Annotated in this window: 14 protein-coding genes, 1 pseudogene and 2 riboswitches; of the genes and pseudogenes, 12 read left to right on the top strand and 3 right to left on the bottom strand. The window is 69.1% G+C overall.

The window, feature by feature from the left end; all coding sequences use genetic code 11:
- Positions 1 to 96 precede the first annotated feature (96 nt).
- The 11 genes from GSF22_RS04105 to GSF22_RS04055 all read left to right on the top strand — a co-directional run bounded on the left by GSF22_RS04105 (position 97) and on the right by GSF22_RS04055 (position 13,693).
- Positions 97 to 945: a creatininase family protein gene (locus GSF22_RS04105; protein WP_208811377.1), complete on the top strand. Its 849-nt coding sequence runs from the start codon at positions 97 to 99 to the stop codon at positions 943 to 945.
- A gap of 1 nt (position 946) precedes the next feature.
- A complete protein-coding gene (locus tag GSF22_RS04100) occupies positions 947 to 1,498 on the top strand; it encodes a CGNR zinc finger domain-containing protein (protein ID WP_208811376.1) in 552 nt (183 codons plus the stop codon).
- A gap of 17 nt (positions 1,499 to 1,515) precedes the next feature.
- Positions 1,516 to 2,292, top strand: coding sequence for a hypothetical protein (locus GSF22_RS04095; protein ID WP_208811375.1), 777 nt, complete (start codon positions 1,516 to 1,518; stop codon positions 2,290 to 2,292).
- The gene (locus GSF22_RS04090; protein WP_208811374.1) at positions 2,289 to 3,485 is read left to right on the top strand and encodes a hypothetical protein; all 1,197 of its coding nucleotides are present in this window, start codon (positions 2,289 to 2,291) and stop codon (positions 3,483 to 3,485) included. Before GSF22_RS04095 ends, GSF22_RS04090 begins: the two co-directional genes overlap by 4 nt.
- Positions 3,482 to 4,669, top strand: a complete 1,188-nt coding sequence (locus tag GSF22_RS04085; protein WP_208811373.1) for a hypothetical protein — start codon at positions 3,482 to 3,484, stop codon at positions 4,667 to 4,669. Before GSF22_RS04090 ends, GSF22_RS04085 begins: the two co-directional genes overlap by 4 nt.
- 43 nt (positions 4,670 to 4,712) lie before the next feature.
- The gene (locus tag GSF22_RS04080; protein ID WP_208811372.1) at positions 4,713 to 6,074 is read left to right on the top strand and encodes an MFS transporter; all 1,362 of its coding nucleotides are present in this window, start codon (positions 4,713 to 4,715) and stop codon (positions 6,072 to 6,074) included.
- A gap of 331 nt (positions 6,075 to 6,405) precedes the next feature.
- Positions 6,406 to 6,498: riboswitch (glycine riboswitch) on the top strand.
- A 1-nt stretch (position 6,499) separates the two neighbouring features.
- Positions 6,500 to 6,596: riboswitch (glycine riboswitch) on the top strand.
- Between the two features lie 52 nt (positions 6,597 to 6,648).
- A complete protein-coding gene (gcvP, locus tag GSF22_RS04075) occupies positions 6,649 to 9,516 on the top strand; it encodes an aminomethyl-transferring glycine dehydrogenase (RefSeq protein ID WP_244366081.1) in 2,868 nt (955 codons plus the stop codon).
- A gap of 9 nt (positions 9,517 to 9,525) precedes the next feature.
- Positions 9,526 to 10,626, top strand: coding sequence for a glycine cleavage system aminomethyltransferase GcvT (gcvT, locus tag GSF22_RS04070; RefSeq protein WP_208811371.1), 1,101 nt, complete (start codon positions 9,526 to 9,528; stop codon positions 10,624 to 10,626).
- Positions 10,627 to 10,644: 18 nt separating this feature from the next.
- Positions 10,645 to 11,019 (top strand): glycine cleavage system protein GcvH, encoded by a 375-nt coding sequence (gene gcvH, locus GSF22_RS04065; protein ID WP_208811370.1) that lies wholly within the window; start codon positions 10,645 to 10,647, stop codon positions 11,017 to 11,019.
- Position 11,020: 1 nt separating this feature from the next.
- Positions 11,021 to 12,292, top strand: coding sequence for a serine hydroxymethyltransferase (gene glyA, locus GSF22_RS04060; RefSeq protein WP_208811369.1), 1,272 nt, complete (start codon positions 11,021 to 11,023; stop codon positions 12,290 to 12,292).
- Positions 12,293 to 12,322: 30 nt separating this feature from the next.
- Complete coding sequence (locus GSF22_RS04055) at positions 12,323 to 13,693, top strand: L-serine ammonia-lyase (protein WP_208811368.1); 1,371 nt, start codon at positions 12,323 to 12,325, stop codon at positions 13,691 to 13,693.
- Between the two features lie 356 nt (positions 13,694 to 14,049).
- On the opposite strand, the gene lpdA is transcribed toward GSF22_RS04055, so the two are convergent.
- The 3 genes and pseudogenes from lpdA to GSF22_RS04040 all read right to left on the bottom strand — a co-directional run bounded on the left by lpdA (position 14,050) and on the right by GSF22_RS04040 (position 16,952).
- Positions 14,050 to 15,450 (bottom strand): dihydrolipoyl dehydrogenase, encoded by a 1,401-nt coding sequence (gene lpdA / locus GSF22_RS04050; protein WP_208811367.1) that lies wholly within the window; start codon positions 15,448 to 15,450, stop codon positions 14,050 to 14,052.
- Positions 15,447 to 16,190: pseudogene (locus GSF22_RS04045) on the bottom strand (lipoyl synthase); the annotation flags it as partial. The gene lpdA and the pseudogene GSF22_RS04045, both read right to left, overlap by 4 nt.
- A gap of 399 nt (positions 16,191 to 16,589) precedes the next feature.
- Entirely contained in the window at positions 16,590 to 16,952 is a 363-nt protein-coding gene (locus tag GSF22_RS04040; protein ID WP_208811366.1) for a peptidase inhibitor family I36 protein, read from the bottom strand.
- 205 nt (positions 16,953 to 17,157) lie between these two features.
- Between GSF22_RS04040 and GSF22_RS04035 the strand changes: the two genes are divergently transcribed.
- On the top strand, positions 17,158 to 18,141 hold the full coding sequence (locus GSF22_RS04035; RefSeq protein ID WP_208811365.1) for an RICIN domain-containing protein: 984 nt from the start codon (positions 17,158 to 17,160) through the stop codon (positions 18,139 to 18,141).
- Positions 18,142 to 18,180: the final 39 nt, after the last annotated feature.

The following is an 18,180-nucleotide window of genomic DNA, read 5'->3' as shown; positions in this document are numbered from 1 at the left end:
GGGAGCGTCAAGAACGAGCAGTTGAGGCATGGTCCTTACCAAAATCGCGCATGATCAAAAATGACTACGGGGCTTACGTGCGCTATGGTCTCCGGCATGCGCTCCCCCGTTCACGTCGGCGAGCGGGTCCCCCCGGGGACGATCGCCTTCGACGTACTCACCCGTGACGAGCTGAACCCGGCGGCAGCCGGGACGACGCTCGTGTTTCCCCTCGGCTCCACCGAGCAGCACGCCCACCACCTCCCGACACGCACCGACTCCGCCTGCGTGGACGCCATCGCGCACCGCTCCGCCCGACTGGCCGCCGAGCAGGTGCCCGTTCTGGTCGCGCCGACACTGCCGTTCGGCTGCGCACACCACCACCTGCCCCTCGGCGCCACCCTGAGCCTCACCACCTCGACCTACGTCGACCTGCTGTGCGACCTGGTCGGCGGTGCGGTGCGCGAAGGGTTCCGCAGCGTCGTGCTGCTGAACGGACACGGCGGCAACGACTCCGCCATCCGCCTCGCCGTCGACCGGCTCGTCCATGAGGAACGGCTCGACCTGCACATCGCCGCAGCCTCGTACTGGGTCCTCGCCGACGACGTGCTGCGTGCACACGGCTTCGCCTCCCCGGGTCACGCCGGGCACTTCGAGACATCGCTGATGCTCGCGCTGGAACCGGACCTCGTCCATCTCGACCGCCGCGTGACCGACCCCACCGAGTGGACACCGCTCGGCCGCCCGGACATCCCCGGGGCGTCCATCCGCCGACCGGGCCTCTGGGAGGCCAGCGACGGGCGGACGGACGACGCCGCCCGGGCCACCGCCGAACTCGGCGCTGCCCTGGTTGACGAGATCGTCGCCGTCGTCGCCCGGTTCCTCGTGCGTTTCCACCGGTCCACACCGGCCGGCGGAAGCGATGTGGCTGGTGCGTTCGTCTCCCATCAACCGGCGGAGGACTGACATGGTGACCTCGCGGCACCACCTCGACCATGTGCTCGGCACCATCACCGCGCTGGTCAACACCAGCCCGCACGTGAACGGAAGCGAGGAACTACCCGACGGCGACGCGCTGCGCAGGTTCGTCACCGAACGGATCATCACCGAGGTCGCGCCACCGACGAACGCCGATGTCGAGCCCGTGCACCGCGTCCGGGCCCGGCTGGCCGCGATCTTCGTCGCACCGGACGACCAGGCCCGCAACCGGCTGATCAACGACGCGCTCGCCAACGCGACCGTCACACCGCGCGTCGTCGAACACGACGACCTCGGCGTACACCTGCACTTCTTCCCGCCCTACGCATCGCTGGCCGAACACCTGAACGCCGACTGCGCGATGGCACTCGCCTTCCTGCTCGTGGCCGGCGAGGGCAGCCGGTTGCGCACCTGCGCGGCACCGGACTGCAACCGGGTACTGGTCGACTTCTCCCGCAACCGGTCACGGGCGTACTGCGACAGCCGCACCTGTGGCAACCGGGTCAACGCCGCCGCCTTCCGCGCACGCCAACGTCACTGAACGAACGAGGAGCACACGTGACCACACCCCTCACCCATCGCAGCGGCGCCTACCGCTACCTACCCGGCGGCGCGGCATTCTCCAACGGCCTGGCTGCCGAGGCCGGGTTCCGGATCGTCGAGTGGGAGTTCGCCACACCCCAGCCCCTTGAGATCGCCTTCGAGCGGGTCGGCCGGGAACTCGCCGCCCACGACCGGGGCTGGGACGCCCTGGCCGGGGTCGACCTACGGTCGCCGGTCCCGTTCGACCTCGCAGGATTCGCGTCCTTCAACACGTACTACCTCGACCTGCTCCGCCGTCACTACCCCCTGGCCGAGGACGAGCACAGCCCGCTGGCCCGGACGAACGTGGCTCCCGTCGAGTCGCCGCTGGACCAGCCGTCGGTACGCGCGGTGCAGGTCGTGTTGCCGGACCCTGCCGCCGACGGCACCGACTTCGTACTGTCCGGGGTGGCGGAGAACCGTGGTGCGCTCGGTCCGAAGAACACCGTCGCCTACCGCGACACAAGCGCGGCCGGCTGGCGCGCGAAGGTCGATTTCGTGGCCGGCGAGCTCGCCGCCCGCCTGCACTCGCTGGGCCTCTCCACCGACGACGCGCGCATCGTCGACGTGTACGTCGCACAGCCTCTGGACTGGCTGGAGTCCGTGCTGACCGGAACCTTCGGCTCCATCGCACAGTACGGCCTGCACCACTGGCCCGCCCGGCCACCGGTGGTCGACCTGGACGTCGAGATCGGCTGCAAACGTCTCTCCGCGCGCGCGACTCTGACCGCACAGGAAGAAGGAAGATCGTGAGCAACAGACCGCGCGTCGCCGTGCTGTGCACGGTCTACTTCAAGGGCTCCCATGCCGACGTGATTCTCGGGCGGCTGCTGGACGGGTACCGCTTCGGCGGGGTGCACCAGGATGCGCGGATCGAGGTCGCGTCGGTCTACCTCGAACAGCTCGGTTCGCACGACTTCGAGCCCGTCTCCCGCGTCGACATCGGTACGGAAACGCTACGCGCGCACGGGGTTCCGATGTTCGGATCCGTCGGCGAGGCGATCTCCCTCGGTGGATCGGGCGTCAACGTCGACGGCGTGCTGATCATCGGCGAGCACGGCGACTACGGATGGGGCGAGTTCGAACAGAAGCTCTACCCTCGGCGGCGAATGTTCGACGCCAGTGTGGCCGCCATGGTCGCGGGCGGCCGGACCGTACCGATCTTCGTCGACAAACACCTGGCGTGGAGCTTCACCGACGCCGCGAGCATGGTCGCCGACGCCGAACGGCTGGGCATCCCGCTGCTCGCAGGCTCGTCGCTGCCGCTCGCCTGGCGCACCCCCACCGGCGCGAACTGGCCCTACGACGCGCCGGTCTCCGAGGCTGTCGTTGCGGGGATAGCGGCGACCGAGCCCGGTTGTCGACCGACCGAGATGAGCGGCTTCCACCTCCTGGAGCTGGCCCAGGCGTTGCTGGAGCGCCGCAGCGGCGGCGAGACGGGTGTCGCCACCGTCACGGCGGTGACCGGCGCGGCCGTGGCACCGGAGATCGTGTTGCAGCTCGGCGGTTCGGACCTGTTCGCCGCTGCGGTCGGCGCCCTGGGCATCGACACCGACGATCCGGTCGGCTTCGCCCGTAGCTGCGCGAACGACCTGTTCCTGATCGAGTATCTCGACGGCACCTCGTTGAAGGTGGTGAACTTCGACCTGCACGCCTACCGGGCGGCGATCGCCGTCCGTGGCCCCGACCGGACGGTCGTGACGGCACCCTGGCTCGACGAGCCCGATCACGGGCATTTCACCTTCCTGGTCCGTCAGATCGAATCCCTTGTGCTCACGGGCATCAGCCCGTACCCGGTGACCCGGACGCTGCTGACCAGCGGGACGATGGAGGCCGCGCTGAGGTCCCGCCACGAGAAGCGGCTGGTCCAGACACCGCACCTGTCGCTGCGCTACACCGCACCGCAGGCGATCCCGGACACCGGCATCGACGAAGACCGGCCATGAGGATCCCCACCGCTTTCTCCTACGGAGGACTCGGTCTGCGTCCAGTAGTGAACGGGCTCGGCCCGGTGACCAGGCTGGGTGGCCTACCGCTGTCCGACACGGTGATCGAGGCGATGCGTTGGGCGGTGGCCACGAACGTCCGGATGGACGAGCTCCAGGAGGCGGTGGGGATCGAACTCGCGCGGCTGCTGGACGTCCCGGCCGCCTACGTCACGAGCGGGGCGTCCGCCGGACTGACCCTGGCCGCGGCGGTCTGCGCCGTGGGAGGCGACTCGCGCGGCGTGGACGAGCTGCCGGTCACCGGCACACGTTCCCGGGTGATCGTGCAGATGGCCCACCGCGACCCCTACGACCATGCGGTCACCGCCGTGGGTCTGCGTCTCACCGAGATCGGTTATCCCTACTCGACGCGCCCGCACGAGCTCGCTCGTGAGCTTGACGGCACGGTCGCGGCGGTGCTCCACCGCCTCGGTGGTAACGGGGACGTGCTGCCGTTGCGGACGGTCGCCGAGCTGAGCCATGCCGCAGGTGTCCCGGTGATCGTCGACGCGGCCGACTACGTCCCGCCGGTCTCCCGGCTGCGGCAGTTGATGGACGACGGGGCGGACCTGGTCGCAGTCTCGGGAGGCAAGTCGTTTCGCGGCCCGCAGGCGTCCGGGGTGCTGTGCGGGCGAGCGGACCTCATCCGTGACGTGGCCCTGCACCACCTGGACATGGACCTGCGAGAGGCGACGTGGCAGCCCTCCGACATTACCGGGCTGTGGCCGACCGGGGGGCGTGAAGGCATCGGCCGGGGGATGAAGGTCGGTCGGGAACAGATCATCGGCCTGCTCGTCGCGGTCTGCGAGCATGTCGCGGAACCGGATCGGTGGGTCAGCCACCATGCGACCGAGCTCGCCGCGTGCGAACGCGCGTTGACGGCTTGCGACGCCCTGCGGGTGACCCGCGCGCACAACGCGTTCCTGGACGTCGCCACCCTGGCGATCGACTTCTCCGCGACGCTGCTCGACGCGGACGAGGTGGCGCGGCAACTGGACCGGGGAACCCCACGCATCCAACTCGGCGAGCAGGACGCGTGGCGCAACGTCCTGGTCGTCAACCCGTTGGGACTCGCGGCCGGTGAGGGCGCCCAGATCGGTGAACGGATCGTGGGCGTTGTCCGGGCGGCATCCGATGGGACCTGACAGCGAATCACGTCTGTCGCTGTTGCAGGGTCCGTACCGACTGGTGACCTGGAGCCTCTGCGCGCTTGTCTCGCTCAATGCCTTCGAAGGGATGGGCGTAGCGGCTGCGCTTCCCACCGCGGTCGGCGACGTGGGTGGCCTCGCCGACTACGGATGGGTGTTCACCGGTTATCTCGCCACAAGCGTCATCGGTATGGCGAGCGCCGCGTACCTCTGCGACAAGCGTGGTGTACGCCTCACCATCCTCGCGGCGGTGGCGCTGTTCGTTTCTGGCCTCCTACTCGCGGGCACCGCGACGACGATGCTTTCGATGGTCGCTGGGCGGGTCATCCAGGGACTCGCCGGCGGCGCGATGATGACAACCGTCTACGTCATGGTCGGCACCCTGTTTCCGGAGGTGTTGCGGCCACGACTGTTCGCGGTGATCTCGTTCTGTTGGGTGTTGCCGGGCATCGTCGGACCGACCGTGTCCGGGGCGCTCACCGAGCACGTCGGCTGGCGCTGGATATTTCTCGGCCTCGTGCCGGTCGCGGTGGCTGCGGCGGCGCTGTTGCTACCCGCCATGCGCGCTGTCCCCCCGCCCGGACCCCGGACCGGAAACGCCGACCCGTCCCGCATCCGCAGCGCCGTTGCCGTCGCCGTCGGCATCGGATGTGTCGAGCGCGCCGTGCAGCATCCCGACCTGGCTGCTCTTCCGGTCGCGACAGTGGGGATCGTGGCCCTCGCCTGGGGGCTGGGAGGGCTTCTGCCACGGGGCACGGTGACTGCCCGGCCGGGGGTCGGCGCGCCGGTTGCGCTGCGCGGCCTGACGGCCGGGGCGTTCTTCGGCGTCGAGTCGGTCCTACCGCTGATGATGGCGACGCAGCATGGCCTGAGTCCCTTGCATGCCTCGATTCCGCTCGCCTGCGCGGGGCTGCCCTGTGCGATCGGTGCGTGGTGGCTGGGCCGGGTGGCCGGGCCCGATGCCCTCCGACGTCGCATCCGGCTGGCGCGCTACGGGCTCGTGATGGTCTGTTGCGCGAATGCGTCCCTCATCTGGCTCAGCCAACCGACGGCGACGAGTTGGCTGATGAACCCGATGTGGGTGCTGGCCGGTTTCGGCCTCGGTCTGGCGATACCGACCGCGAACGTGCTGGTACTCGAACGCACCACCGACCACGACCGTGCCGCTGACGCGTCCGCTCTGCAGGTTGCCGACACGACGATGAGCAGCCTCACGACCGGCCTCTCCGGAGTCCTGGTCGGAGCTGCGGCCCGTGGTTTTCTGGGATATTCGACCGCGTTCGCCGTGATTGGAATTTTCATGGCGGCCCTTGCCCTGGTGGCCACTGTCGTCGCAAACCGCCTCACATCCCCGAGTGGCATACCACTGGGACGCACTGCCATCGATGGGCGCGCCACGTAGGAGAACCTGCCGCCCGCCGCGTGGCCTCGGTCCACGGTCAGGGTGGTCGCCTCGTCACCCGCCAGTGCGGTCCCCACCGGCGGGTGACCGAAACGCCGGAATCGAAGAATTCCCTGGAGGGGCGGCGCACCACTGGACGCCGGCGACGCCGGGCCGGGCTGGTCGACCGGCTCGGCCGCCCCGACGGTGTGCTGGCCTGCGGCGGTCGACTGCGCCGGCATCCCACGACAGCGAAGCTGGACCAGCTCCGATACCAGATTGTGGGAGGATGAGTGACGGCGTCGAGCCGCGCGGCCTAGAGTCGGCCTCCTCAACTTCATATCGCGCCGTTCGAACCGCAGCGGGAGAGTCCTCGCCAACTATGGCGGGCGCCGAAGGAGCAAACTCCCCAGAATCTCTCAGGCCCCCTTACCGCTGCGGCGAGGCGAACTCTGGAAAGCCAGGGCCACCCGGTCCTGCACCCACGGTGCAAGCCGCCCACCGGCGGTGAAGCTCTCAGGTACCGATGACAGAGCGGGGAGGTGACCCAGCCACCGTGCCGCGATGAGCGGTACTGCCCAGGGAGCCTCCCGCCATGTCGACATCCGACGACTCCCCCATGTCCAATTTGGGGGAGTTCGCTCTCCGCCACATCGGCATCAGCCCCGACGATCAGGCCAAGATGTTGGCCTGCCTCGGGTACGCGAGCATCGACGACCTCATCGAGGCTGCCGTGCCCGCCGGTATCCGGTCGACCTCAGAGCTGCGGTTGCCGGAGCCCGTGACGGAGGCACAGGCAGCGTCCGAACTCGCCGCTCTGGCCGCCCGCAACACGGTGTCGGTGCCCATGATCGGGTTGGGCTACCACCCGACGGTCACGCCCCCGGTGATCCGCCGCAACGTCCTGGAAAGCCCCGCGTGGTACACCGCCTACACCCCGTACCAGCCGGAGATCAGCCAGGGACGGCTCGAGGCGCTGCTCAACTTCCAAACCATGGTGGGCGACCTGACCGGACTGCCCACCGCCAACGCGTCGCTCCTCGACGAGGGGACGGCGGTCGCCGAGGCGATGACAGTGATGAGGCGCGCCTCACGATCTTCTTCGAGGCGGATCCTGGTCGACGCCGACACTCTGCCGCAGACCCTGGACGTTCTCCGGACCCGGGCGGCGGCCGTCGGCGTGGAGGTGGAACTGGTCGCACTGGACGGTCCGCTCCCCGATGGTGACTTCTTCGGCCTGGTCGTGTCCTATCCCGGATGCTCCGGGGAGGTACGTGACCTGGCGCAGGTGGTCGAGGAGGCGCACGCGCGTGGCGGGCTGGTCACCGTCGCCGCTGACCTCCTCGCTCTCGCCCTGCTCGTTGCTCCGGGCGAGTTCGGTGCGGACATCGCGGTCGGTTCCACCCAGCGGTTCGGCGTGCCCCTGTTCTACGGAGGGCCGCACGCCGGGTACATGGCGGTGCTGGACGGCCTGGAAAGGCAGCTTCCCGGACGGCTCGTGGGTGTTTCGGTGGACAGTGCGGGCCGGCCGGCGCTCCGGTTGGCGCTGCAGACCCGGGAGCAGCACATCCGCCGGGAGAAGGCGACGTCCAACATCTGCACCGCGCAGGTACTGCTTGCGGTGGTGGCCTCGATGTATGCCGTGTACCACGGCCCGGAGGGACTGCGGAGAATCGCCGGTCGGGTACACCTGCACACGGTGCGGCTGGCTGCCACGCTGCGCCGCGCCGGGCACGACGTGGTGAACCGGCACATGTTCGACACGCTGACCGTGCGGGTGACCGGTGGTGCGCATCAGGTCGTCGCCCACGCCCACCGGGCCGGTCTGCGACTGCGGCTGGTCGACGCCGATCACGTCGGGGTGACCTGCTCGGAGATCACGACCGCCGACCATGTGCAGCGGGTCGTGGAGGCGTTCGGCTGCGGTGGCGAGGCGGATCACCGGGGTCGGGGGGATGTGCCACCTGGCCTTCCGGCACACCTGCGGCGTACGTCGCCGTTCCTGACCCATCCGGTGTTCCACGAGCACCGGTCGGAGACGGCGATGCTGCGCTACCTGCGCCGGTTGTCGGACCGCGACTTCGCGTTGGACCGCGGCATGATCCCGCTCGGCTCCTGCACCATGAAACTCAACGCGACCACGGAGATGGAACCGGTCAGCCTGCCCGGCTTCGCCGACCTGCACCCGTTCGTCCCCGCCGACGACGCTGCCGGGTACGCCGAGCTTGTGGCGCAGATGCAGTCCTGGTTGGCCGAGGTGACCGGATACGCAGTGGTATCGATCCAGCCCAACGCCGGTTCCCAGGGCGAGCTTGCCGGGCTTCTGGCGATTCGCGCCTATCATCGCGATCGAGGCGAGTCCCAGCGTGACGTATGCCTGATCCCGGCCAGCGCACACGGCACCAACGCGGCCTCTGCCGTGCTCGCCGGCATGCGGGTGGTCGTGGTCGCGTCCCGGCAGGACGGCAGCGTCGACCTGGCGGACCTCGAAACCAAATGCGTCCGACACACTGACGAACTCGCCGCGATCATGGTGACCTACCCCTCCACGCACGGGGTCTACGAGGAGGGCATCACTCGGCTCTGCGAACTGGTCCACGACCACGGCGGGCAGGTGTACGTCGATGGCGCGAACCTCAACGCGCTGCTCGGGGTGGCCAAGCCCGGCGAGTTCGGCGGTGACGTGTCGCATCTCAATCTGCACAAGACGTTCTGCATCCCGCACGGCGGGGGCGGACCGGGCGTGGGCCCGGTAGCCGTCGCCGCCCATCTCGCGCCCTACCTGCCCACCCATGCGCTGCACCCTGATCCGGCGCTACGCGACGGCGTCGGCGCGGTCAGCGCCGCACCGTACGGCTCTGCCGGGATCCTGCCGATCCCCTGGGCCTACATCCGCATGATGGGCGCTGCCGGCCTGCGCGAGGCCACCCGGGTCGCGGTACTCAGCGCGAACTACCTGGCCGTGCGGCTGGCACCGCATTTCCCGGTGCTGTACACCGGTGACAACGGGCTGGTCGCCCATGAGTGCATCCTCGACCTCAGGCCGCTGACCGCCGCGACCGGCGTGACGGTGGACGATGTCGCCAAGAGGCTCATCGACTTCGGTTTCCACGCCCCGACGATGAGTTTCCCGGTCGCCGGCACCCTGATGGTGGAACCGACGGAGAGCGAGAGCCTGGCAGAGCTGGACCGCTTCGTCGACGCCATGGCGGCGATTCGCCGCGAGATCGACGAGGTCTCCAACGGCATCTGGAGCGTCGAGGAGAGTCCGCTCCGGCACGCGCCGCACACTGCGGCGTCGCTGGTCGGCGAATGGGCCTGCCGCTACTCCCGGGAACGCGGCGCCTTTCCCGCAGGCGCTTCTGTCGACAAGTACTGGCCGCCGGTCGGCCGGATCCAGCAGGGCTACGGCGACCGGAACCTCGTCTGCTCCTGCCCCGCACCCACCGCGTTCGAAGATTGAGGAACCAGGATGTCCAAGCAGACCCCTTTGCATGACGTGCATCGACGCCTGGGGGCTTCGTTCACCGACTTCGCAGGCTGGTCCATGCCGGTGCGCTACTCCTCGGAGATCGCCGAGCACACCGCCGTTCGCACGGCCGCCGGTCTGTTCGACCTGTGTCACATGGGCGAGATCGAGCTGACCGGCCCGGAGGCGGCAGCGGCCCTGGACCGCGCCCTCGTCGGTCATTCGTCGAAGATCGGCGTCGGACGGGCCCGGTATTCGATGCTGTGCGACGAGAACGGCGGCGTCCTCGACGACCTGGTGATCTACCGGCTCACCGAACAGCGCTTCCTCGTCGTGGCGAACGCGAGCAACGTGCACGGCGTGTACGCGGAGCTGCGGGAGCGGGCCGCCGGTTTCGACACCGAACTGCGCGACGCGTCGGACGAATGGGCCCTGATCGCCATCCAGGGCCCCGCTTCGGCGCCGGTCGTGGCGAAGGTCACCGATCTCGACGTGGACGCTCTGAAGTACTACGCGATCGTCGGGGGCACGCTGGCCGGCCGGGAGATCCTGCTCGCCCGCACGGGGTACACCGGCGAGGACGGATTCGAGATCTACTGCCGGCCCTCCGACGCGCCGCAGGTCTGGAACGACCTCATGCAGGTGGGCACATCGCACGGGCTCGTGCCGGCCGGGTTGGCCTGTCGGGACACGCTCCGGCTGGAGGCCGGCATGCCGCTGTACGGCCAGGAGCTCAGCCGGGAGGTGACCCCGTTCGAAGCCGGCCTCGGCCGGGTCGTCGCCTTCGGCAAGGACGGCGGCTTCGTCGGTGACGGGGCCCTCTCCCGTCGCCGCGACGAAGGGCCCGACCGGGTCCTGGTCGGGCTGGCCTCCACCGGCCGGCGTTCCCCCCGCACCGGCTACCAGGTGTTCGACCCGGCGACGGCTGAGGTCGTAGGCCAGGTGACCAGTGGAGCCCTCTCACCGACCCTCGGTTTTCCCATCGCGATGGCGTACGTGCGAGTGGGTCTCGACCAGCCCGGAACTCGGCTCGTCGTCGACATCCGCGGCACCCGCCACGATGTCGACGTCGTCGCCCTGCCCTTCTACCGCCGCCCACTCTGACCACTTCAGGGAGATCCCATGTCCGTCCCCACCCATCTGAGGTACACCGTCGAACACGAGTGGCTCGACGTGCAGGGTGACGTCGCCACCGTGGGCGTCACGGCCTACGCCGCCGATGCCATCGGTGAGCTGGTGTACGTCGACCTGCCTGCCGTCGGCACCACCATCGACCGTGGCCAGGCCTGCGGCGAGGTCGAGTCCACCAAGTCGGTCAGCGAGCTGTACGCCCCCGTCGACGGTGAGGTCGTCGAGGTCAACGAGGCGGTCCTCGCCGAGCCCGCGCTGGTCCACACCGACCCGTTCGGGAAGGGCTGGCTGTTCCGGATTCGGGTTGCCGGTCCCGTCCAGCTGCTGGACGCCGCGGCCTACGAGGCCCTGACGGGGGGCGAGTGATATGTGGGACCACACCCAGTCGCTCGCCGAGGTCGACCCCGAGATCCACGCGGCCGTCCGAGCGGAGCTCCGCCGTCAGCAGCACACCCTGGAGCTGATCGCGAGTGAGAACTTCGCTCCGGTCGCGGTGATGGAGGCGCAGGGCTCCGTCCTGACGAACAAGTACGCCGAAGGGTACCCCGGCCGCCGGTACTACGGCGGCTGTGAGCACGTCGACGTGGTCGAGCAACTCGCGATCGACCGGGTCAAGCAGCTGTTCGGTGCCGGGTTCGCCAACGTGCAGCCGCACTCCGGTGCGCAGGCGAACGCCGCCGCCATGTTCGCCCTGCTGGATCCGGGAGACACCATCCTGGGCCTCGACCTCGCGCACGGCGGCCATCTCACCCACGGCATGCGGCTCAACTTCAGCGGCAAGCTCTACAACGTCGTGGCGTACCAGGTTCGGAGGTCCGACTACAAGGTGGACATGGAGGAACTGGAACGGCTCGCGCTCCAACACCGGCCGAAGCTGATCGTGGCCGGGTGGTCGGCGTACCCCATGCACCTGGACTTCGCGGAGTTCCGGCGGATCGCCGATCTCGTGGGCGCCTACCTGATGGTGGACATGGCCCACTTCGCGGGCCTCGTCGCGGCCGGTCTGCACCCCAACCCGGTGCCGCACGCGGACGTGGTCACCACGACGACGCACAAGACGCTCGGCGGGCCCCGGGGCGGAGTGATCCTCACCAACCGCGCCGACCTGGCCAAGGCGATCAACTCGGCGGTCTTCCCCGGTCAACAGGGTGGACCCCTGGAGCACGTGATCGCCGCCAAGGCGGTGGCGTTCAAGATGGCCGCCACCGAGGAGTTCCGGGACCGGCAGCGTCGGGCCATCCACGGTGCGCGCATCCTGGCGGGGCGGCTGCTCGCGGACGACGCTCAGGCCGTCGGCATCACCGTCCTCGCGGGTGGTACCGAGGTGCATCTGGTCCTGGTGGACCTGCGGCGCTCGGAGCTCGACGGAAAACAGGCCGAGGACCGCCTGCACTCGGTGGGAGTCACCGTGAATCGCAACGCGGTGCCCTTCGACCCACGGCCACCGATGATCTCGTCGGGGTTGCGTGTCGGTACCCCCGCGCTCGCGACCCGCGGTTTCGGTCCGGTCGAGTTCACCGAGGTCGCCGACATCATCGCGAACACGCTGATCACCACGCCCACCGACGAGTCACTCGCCGAGGCTCGCAGCCGTGTCGCCGCCCTCGCCGCGAAGTTCCCCCTCTATCCAGGACTGTGACGTGACGGCCGTGACTGGGGACATGCAGCCATGATCAGTGTTTTCGACCTCTTCAGCGTCGGTGTCGGGCCGTCGAGTTCCCACACGGTGGGGCCGATGCGGGCCGCCCGGACCTTCGTGGCCGGCCTGAAGGCGGACGGACTGCTCACCGACGTGGTACGGGTGCAGGCCGAGCTGTTCGGTTCGCTGGGCGCCACCGGCCACGGCCACGGCAGCGACCGGGCGGTGCTGCTCGGTCTGGAGGGCGAAGCCCCGGAGACGGTCGACACCGACTCGGTGGACCGCCGCTCGGCCCGGATCCGGGCCGAGCGGCGGTTGGCCCTGCTCGGCACCCAGGAGATCGACTTCGACCCGGACCGGGACCTGGTGCTGCACCGGCGCCGCTCGCTGCCGTACCACCCGAACGGGATGATCTTCGCGGCCTTCGACGTCACCGGGCGGCAGGTACGGGCCCGCACGTACTACTCCGTCGGCGGCGGATTCGTGGTCGACGAGGCGGCCGCCGGGGCGGACCGGATCAAGCCGGACACCACCCGGGTGCGGTATCCGTTCCTCACCGGCGCGGAACTGCTGGCGGTGACCAACGCCGCAGGGCTGTCGATCAGCGAGGTGATGCTCGCCAACGAACTGTCCTGGCGCAGCGAGGCGGACGTCCGGGCGGGGCTGCTGGAGATCTGGCGGGTCATGCGGGAGTGCGTCGACAACGGCTGCGCCCGTGACGGCGTACTGCCCGGCGGGCTGAAGGTCCGCCGCCGCGCCGCCGAGCTGCGCCGGAGCCTGGCGGCGGAGACCGACGCCACCGACCCGCTGCGTGCCATGGACTGGGTCACCCTCTTCGCCCTGGCGGTGAACGAGGAGAACGCGGCCGGCGGCCGGGTGGTCACCGCGCCGACCAACGGCGCGGCCGGGATCATCCCGGCGGTGCTGCACTACTACACCCGGTTCGTACCGTCCGCGGACGAGGACGGGGTGGTCCGGTTCCTGCTCGCGGCCGGTGCGATCGGTGTGCTGTTCAAGGAGAACGCGTCGATCTCCGGGGCCGAGGTGGGCTGTCAGGGCGAGGTCGGTTCGGCCTGCTCGATGGCGGCGGCCGGGCTGGCCGAGGCGTTGGGTGGGACGCCGGAGCAGGTGGAGAACGCGGCCGAGATCGGCATGGAGCACAACCTCGGGTTGACCTGTGATCCGGTCGGGGGTCTGGTGCAGATTCCGTGTATCGAGCGAAACGCGGTGGCGAGCATCAAGGCGATCACGGCCGCCCGGCTCGCGCTGCGTGGGGACGGGGTGCACCACGTGTCGTTGGACAAGGTCATCAAGACCATGCGGGAGACCGGCGCGGACATGAAGGTGAAGTACAAGGAGACCGCGCGCGGTGGCCTCGCCGTCAACGTCATCGAGTGCTGACGAGGCCGACCAAGCTCACCGCAACGGCTTCGTACACCTTTACCCCGTACCCCGCTGGGCGTACCGACTGCACCCGGCAGACGGGCACCGTCACGACCGTCACCGTGTTGCCGCTGCGGCCCGCGCCTCGGCGGCACCGGTGGCGAACCTACGGTGGCTGGGGTCACCGGGACGGCTGCGACCACCGTTCGTCGGGTTTCTCACCCACCGGCTCGACGACCCTGGCCGGCGGCGTCGATGCCCGGCCAAGGGCTTGACGTTCCGGTCGTGCACGGGTCGACCCGGGCCGGTGAGATCGCCGCCGGACGAGGACCGAGGTGAATCGCTGCTGTCAGCGTCGGTACAACCGGGCACCCTCACAGGTTGATCGTGTGGCCGGCGATCCCGTGGACCGCCTCCTTGACCGCCTCGGCGAGCGTCGGATGGGCGAACACGTTGCGCCCGACCTGGTCGGCGTTGAGGCCCCACTTCTGGGCGAGGGTCAGCGCCGGGAGCAGTTCGGTGACGTCAGGCCCGATCATGTGGGCGCCCAGGATCTTGTGGGACCCGGCGTCGGCGACGATCTTCACGAAACCGACGGCCTCCCCCAGGCCCTGGGCCTTGCCGTTGGCCGCGAACGGGAACGACGCGGCCTTCACGTCGTGTCCCTTCTCCTTGGCCTGCTGTTCGCTGTAGCCGAAGGAGCCGATCTGCGGCTGGCAGTACGTCGCGCGCGGGACGAAGTCGTAATCCACGGGCATGGTCTCGGTGCCGGCGATCGTCTCGGCGGCGACGATGCCCATCGACTCCGCGACGTGGGCGAGCATCATCTTGCCGGTCACGTCGCCGATGGCGTAGACGCCTTCGACGGTGGTCCGGCAGTGGTCGTCGACGGCAATCGCGCCGCGGTCGGTGAGTGCGACGCCGGTGGCCTCGAGGCCGTAGCCCGCGACGCGGGGAGCGAACCCGAAGGCCGCGAGGAACCTGTCGGCCTCGAGGACCTGCTCGTCACCGCCGGCTGCGGGGGCGATGCGGACCCTGACGCCCGAACCGGTGTCCTCGACGCCCTTGACGGCGGTGGAGGTGAGCACCTTGACGCCGAGCTTCCGGTAGTGGCGGGCGAGTTCCTTGGACACGTCGGCGTCCTCGGTCGGGACCATCCGGTCGAGGAACTCGACGATGGTGACATCGACACCGAAGTTCTTCATCACGTAGGCGAACTCGACGCCGATCGCGCCGGAGCCGCCGATGACGATCGAGGACGGGAGGTGCTCGTCGAGGATCTGCTCCTCGTAGCTGATGATGGTGTCGCCGTTGATCTCGACGCCCGGGACGGTCCGGGCGGTGGCACCGACGGCGATGATCAGGTTGTCGCAGGTGTAGTCGGCGGTCGAGCCGTCGTTGAGCGCGACGGAGACCGACTTCGGGCCGGTCAGGGTCCCCCAGCCGTCGATCTCGGTGATCTTGTTCTTCCTCATCAGGAAGTGGACGCCCTTGACGATGCCCGCGCTCACCTGGCGCGACCGCTTGTGGGCCGGGCCGAAGACCACCGTGGCGTCACCCTCGATGCCGAACGTGGCCTTCTCGTGGGTCAGCGTGTGGGCGATCTCCGCGTTCTTGAGCAGCGCCTTGGAGGGTATGCAGCCGACGTTGAGGCAGACGCCGCCCCAGTACTTCTTCTCGATCACGGCAACGGACCTGCCGAGCTGGGCGGCGCGGATCGCGGCGACGTACCCACCGGGGCCGGCACCGAGGACGAGGACATCGAAGTGGGTCACAAAATGTCTCCTGGTCGTGAACGGGGCACGGCGGGCCGCAGAGCGCGACGCGCGATCGCCTGCTGGTACAGCCGTCCCGCTCGGTACGACGAACGGACGAGCGGTCCGGACAGAACCCCGGCGAAGCCGATCTCCTCGGCCTCGGTGGCGAGCTCGACGAACTCCTCGGGCGTGACCCAGCGTTCGACGGGGTGGTGCCGCACGCTCGGGCGGAGGTACTGGGTGATGGTGACCAGATCGCACCCGGCGTCGTGCAGGTCGTGCAGGGCTTGGGAGACCTCCTCGCGGGTCTCGCCCATGCCGAGGATGAGGTTGGACTTGGTGACGAGTCCGCATTCGCGGGCGGCGGTGAGAACGTTCAGGGATCGTTCGTAGCGGAAGGCGGGGCGGATCCGCTTGAAGATCCGCGGGACGGTCTCGACGTTGTGGGCCAGGACCTCGGGCCGGGATGCGAAGACCTCGGCCAACAGCGTCGGGTTGCCGTTGAAGTCGGGGACGAGATTCTCGACGCGGGTTTCGGGGTTGAGGGCGTGGATGGCGCGTACGGTCTCGGCGTAGGGCCACGCGCCACCGTCGGGGAGGTCGTCACGGGCGACGCCGGTGACGGTGGCGTACCTCAGGCCCATGCTCTGGACCGACTCGGCGACGCGGCGGGGTTCGTCACGGTCGAGCGGCTGGGGTTTGCCGGTGTCGATCTGACAGAAGTCGCAGCGCCTCGTGCACTGGTCGCCGCCGATGACTGGACCATGCCCCGATGTCCGCCCTGGTCACCGTGATGACGTCGTGGCGGTGTCGCCTTCAACTGGTACTCCGTCGCCCCGACCACGCCCAGGCGCATGCCGTCCGGGGAGACGGTCTCGCCAGCACCGCTACACCTGGACGCCCGCAACCTGCTCGCTCTCGTTGATCTCCGGGCTTACCGCATCCGCAATGAGGTGCAGGACCGTTCTGTCGTCCGCAGGGTGCGTCGCGCCCACCAGGACAGGCATGGCGGTGGATACGACGCACCCTGCGGGTAGCTCAGGCCCTCACCGCGGTCGCGGTCGTGGGGACCACCGCCAGTTCGAACCGAACGCGATGCAGTAGACCCGCACCCACACCCGCAGGCCCACCACGGCCGACGGTCGGTGCGGCTTCGGTCAGCAGTTGCTGTTGGTGTACGCGATATACAGCGACTTCGACAGAATGTTGCCGTTTCCGCTGTCGCTGTCGATGCAGTACTTCGCGCCGCCCCCGTTGATCCCGTTTGCCACGGCAGCGTCCCGGTCGTTGTAGTTGTTGTAGATCGAGCGCACGGTCACCTCGCCCGGAAAGTTCTGCCAGTAACCGACACCCTGGTACCTGTACTTGGTCCCGGTGTAGTTCGTTCCGGTCCACACGCATACCCAGTCGATGTCGCACTCGGGTGCGGCCTGCGCTGGGGCTGGAAGGGACGCCAGTAGACCGGCAGCGACGACGGACGACGCGAGGATGCTCCTGAAACCGAACACGATGCTCTCCAATGGGAATCAGTGACCGGCGCGACATAGGCAGGTCGATTGATGGGGTTCAGGATTGTCCGACAGGTCATGTCCGGCAAGGATCATCCCTGTCCGGGACGGGCACAGGAGCGTCCGGGCTGCTCAGGGGCGATGTCCGGTCTGCCTGTCCGGGGTGGTTGCCGCCGCACATTGAACCCGATGGTGATCTCCGGCATCATGAAGGTCGATGGGTGAAGAAAATGTGCCGCTGGATTCCTGTCGCGACGCGACCGAGTTCGTTCAGCTCATGCGGCAGATCAAGGACCAGTCCGGGTACACGTTTCGACAGTTGGAGAAAAACGCGGCAGCCGTCGGTGACGTCCTGGCCAGGAGCACCATCGCGGATGTTCTGCGCAGGCAGAGTCTGCCGAGGCCCGAGGTGCTGGCCGCCTTTGTGCGCGCGTGTGTCGGACCGGAGCACGTCGAATCCTGGGTGGCAGCCCGCGACCGGCTTGCCGGGGCCGCACCCGTGGCCGCCGGACAGTCACCTGCGGAACCGGAACCAACGGAGTCGATGCCGGCGCCGGCCCGCCCCTGGCAGGAGCGCGCACGCCGGGCAGGGGTTCCGCTGGCAGCGCTGGCCGTGCTCGTCCCGATCGTGGTGGCTGCCTGGATCGTTCTGCCCGACGAGCGGCGGACCTCGACGACCGGACGGGAGTCTGCTGGCGGCATACCGACGCCCACGTCGCGTGGCCTTGCGCTCCACGCGGTGGAGAGCGTCGCCCGTATCCGTCCCGCTCGCACCCCGCAGCTGTGCCTGAGCGAGGGACGCGAGCACACCCGGCAGTTCCGGGACGTTGTGGCGGTTCAACGGCCGTGCAAGGGTTCGGTGCCGCCCGAGACCGTCATCGAACGGGTCAGGGACGGTCTGTACTACATCAAGTGGGTTCATCCGCAGCACGGCATCGGCTGCCTCACCGTCATCAACGGCGGCCCGGCCGCCGACATGCTGACCCCCTGGAGCGACTGCCGTGACGACCGACTGAACCAGCTCTTCCGGATCGAGGCGGTGGACGTACCGGTACCCGGCGGCTTCCGGCTGCGTCCGGCCTCTACTGAAGCGTTGTGCGTCGGGATCCGCGACAACGAGCTGACACCGCAGGCCGAGGCGGTGCAGGAGGTCTGTACCGGTGACGGGGACCAGGAGTTCCTGATCGAGTTCAGTTCCTGAACAAGGGGCCCTGCGGATGCACCTCAGGTACCCTTGTGC

Source organism: Micromonospora echinofusca, assembly GCF_017614955.1.
Lineage (GTDB): Bacteria > Actinomycetota > Actinomycetes > Mycobacteriales > Micromonosporaceae > Micromonospora > Micromonospora echinofusca_A.
This window is presented reverse-complemented; position numbering and strand designations above follow the sequence as displayed.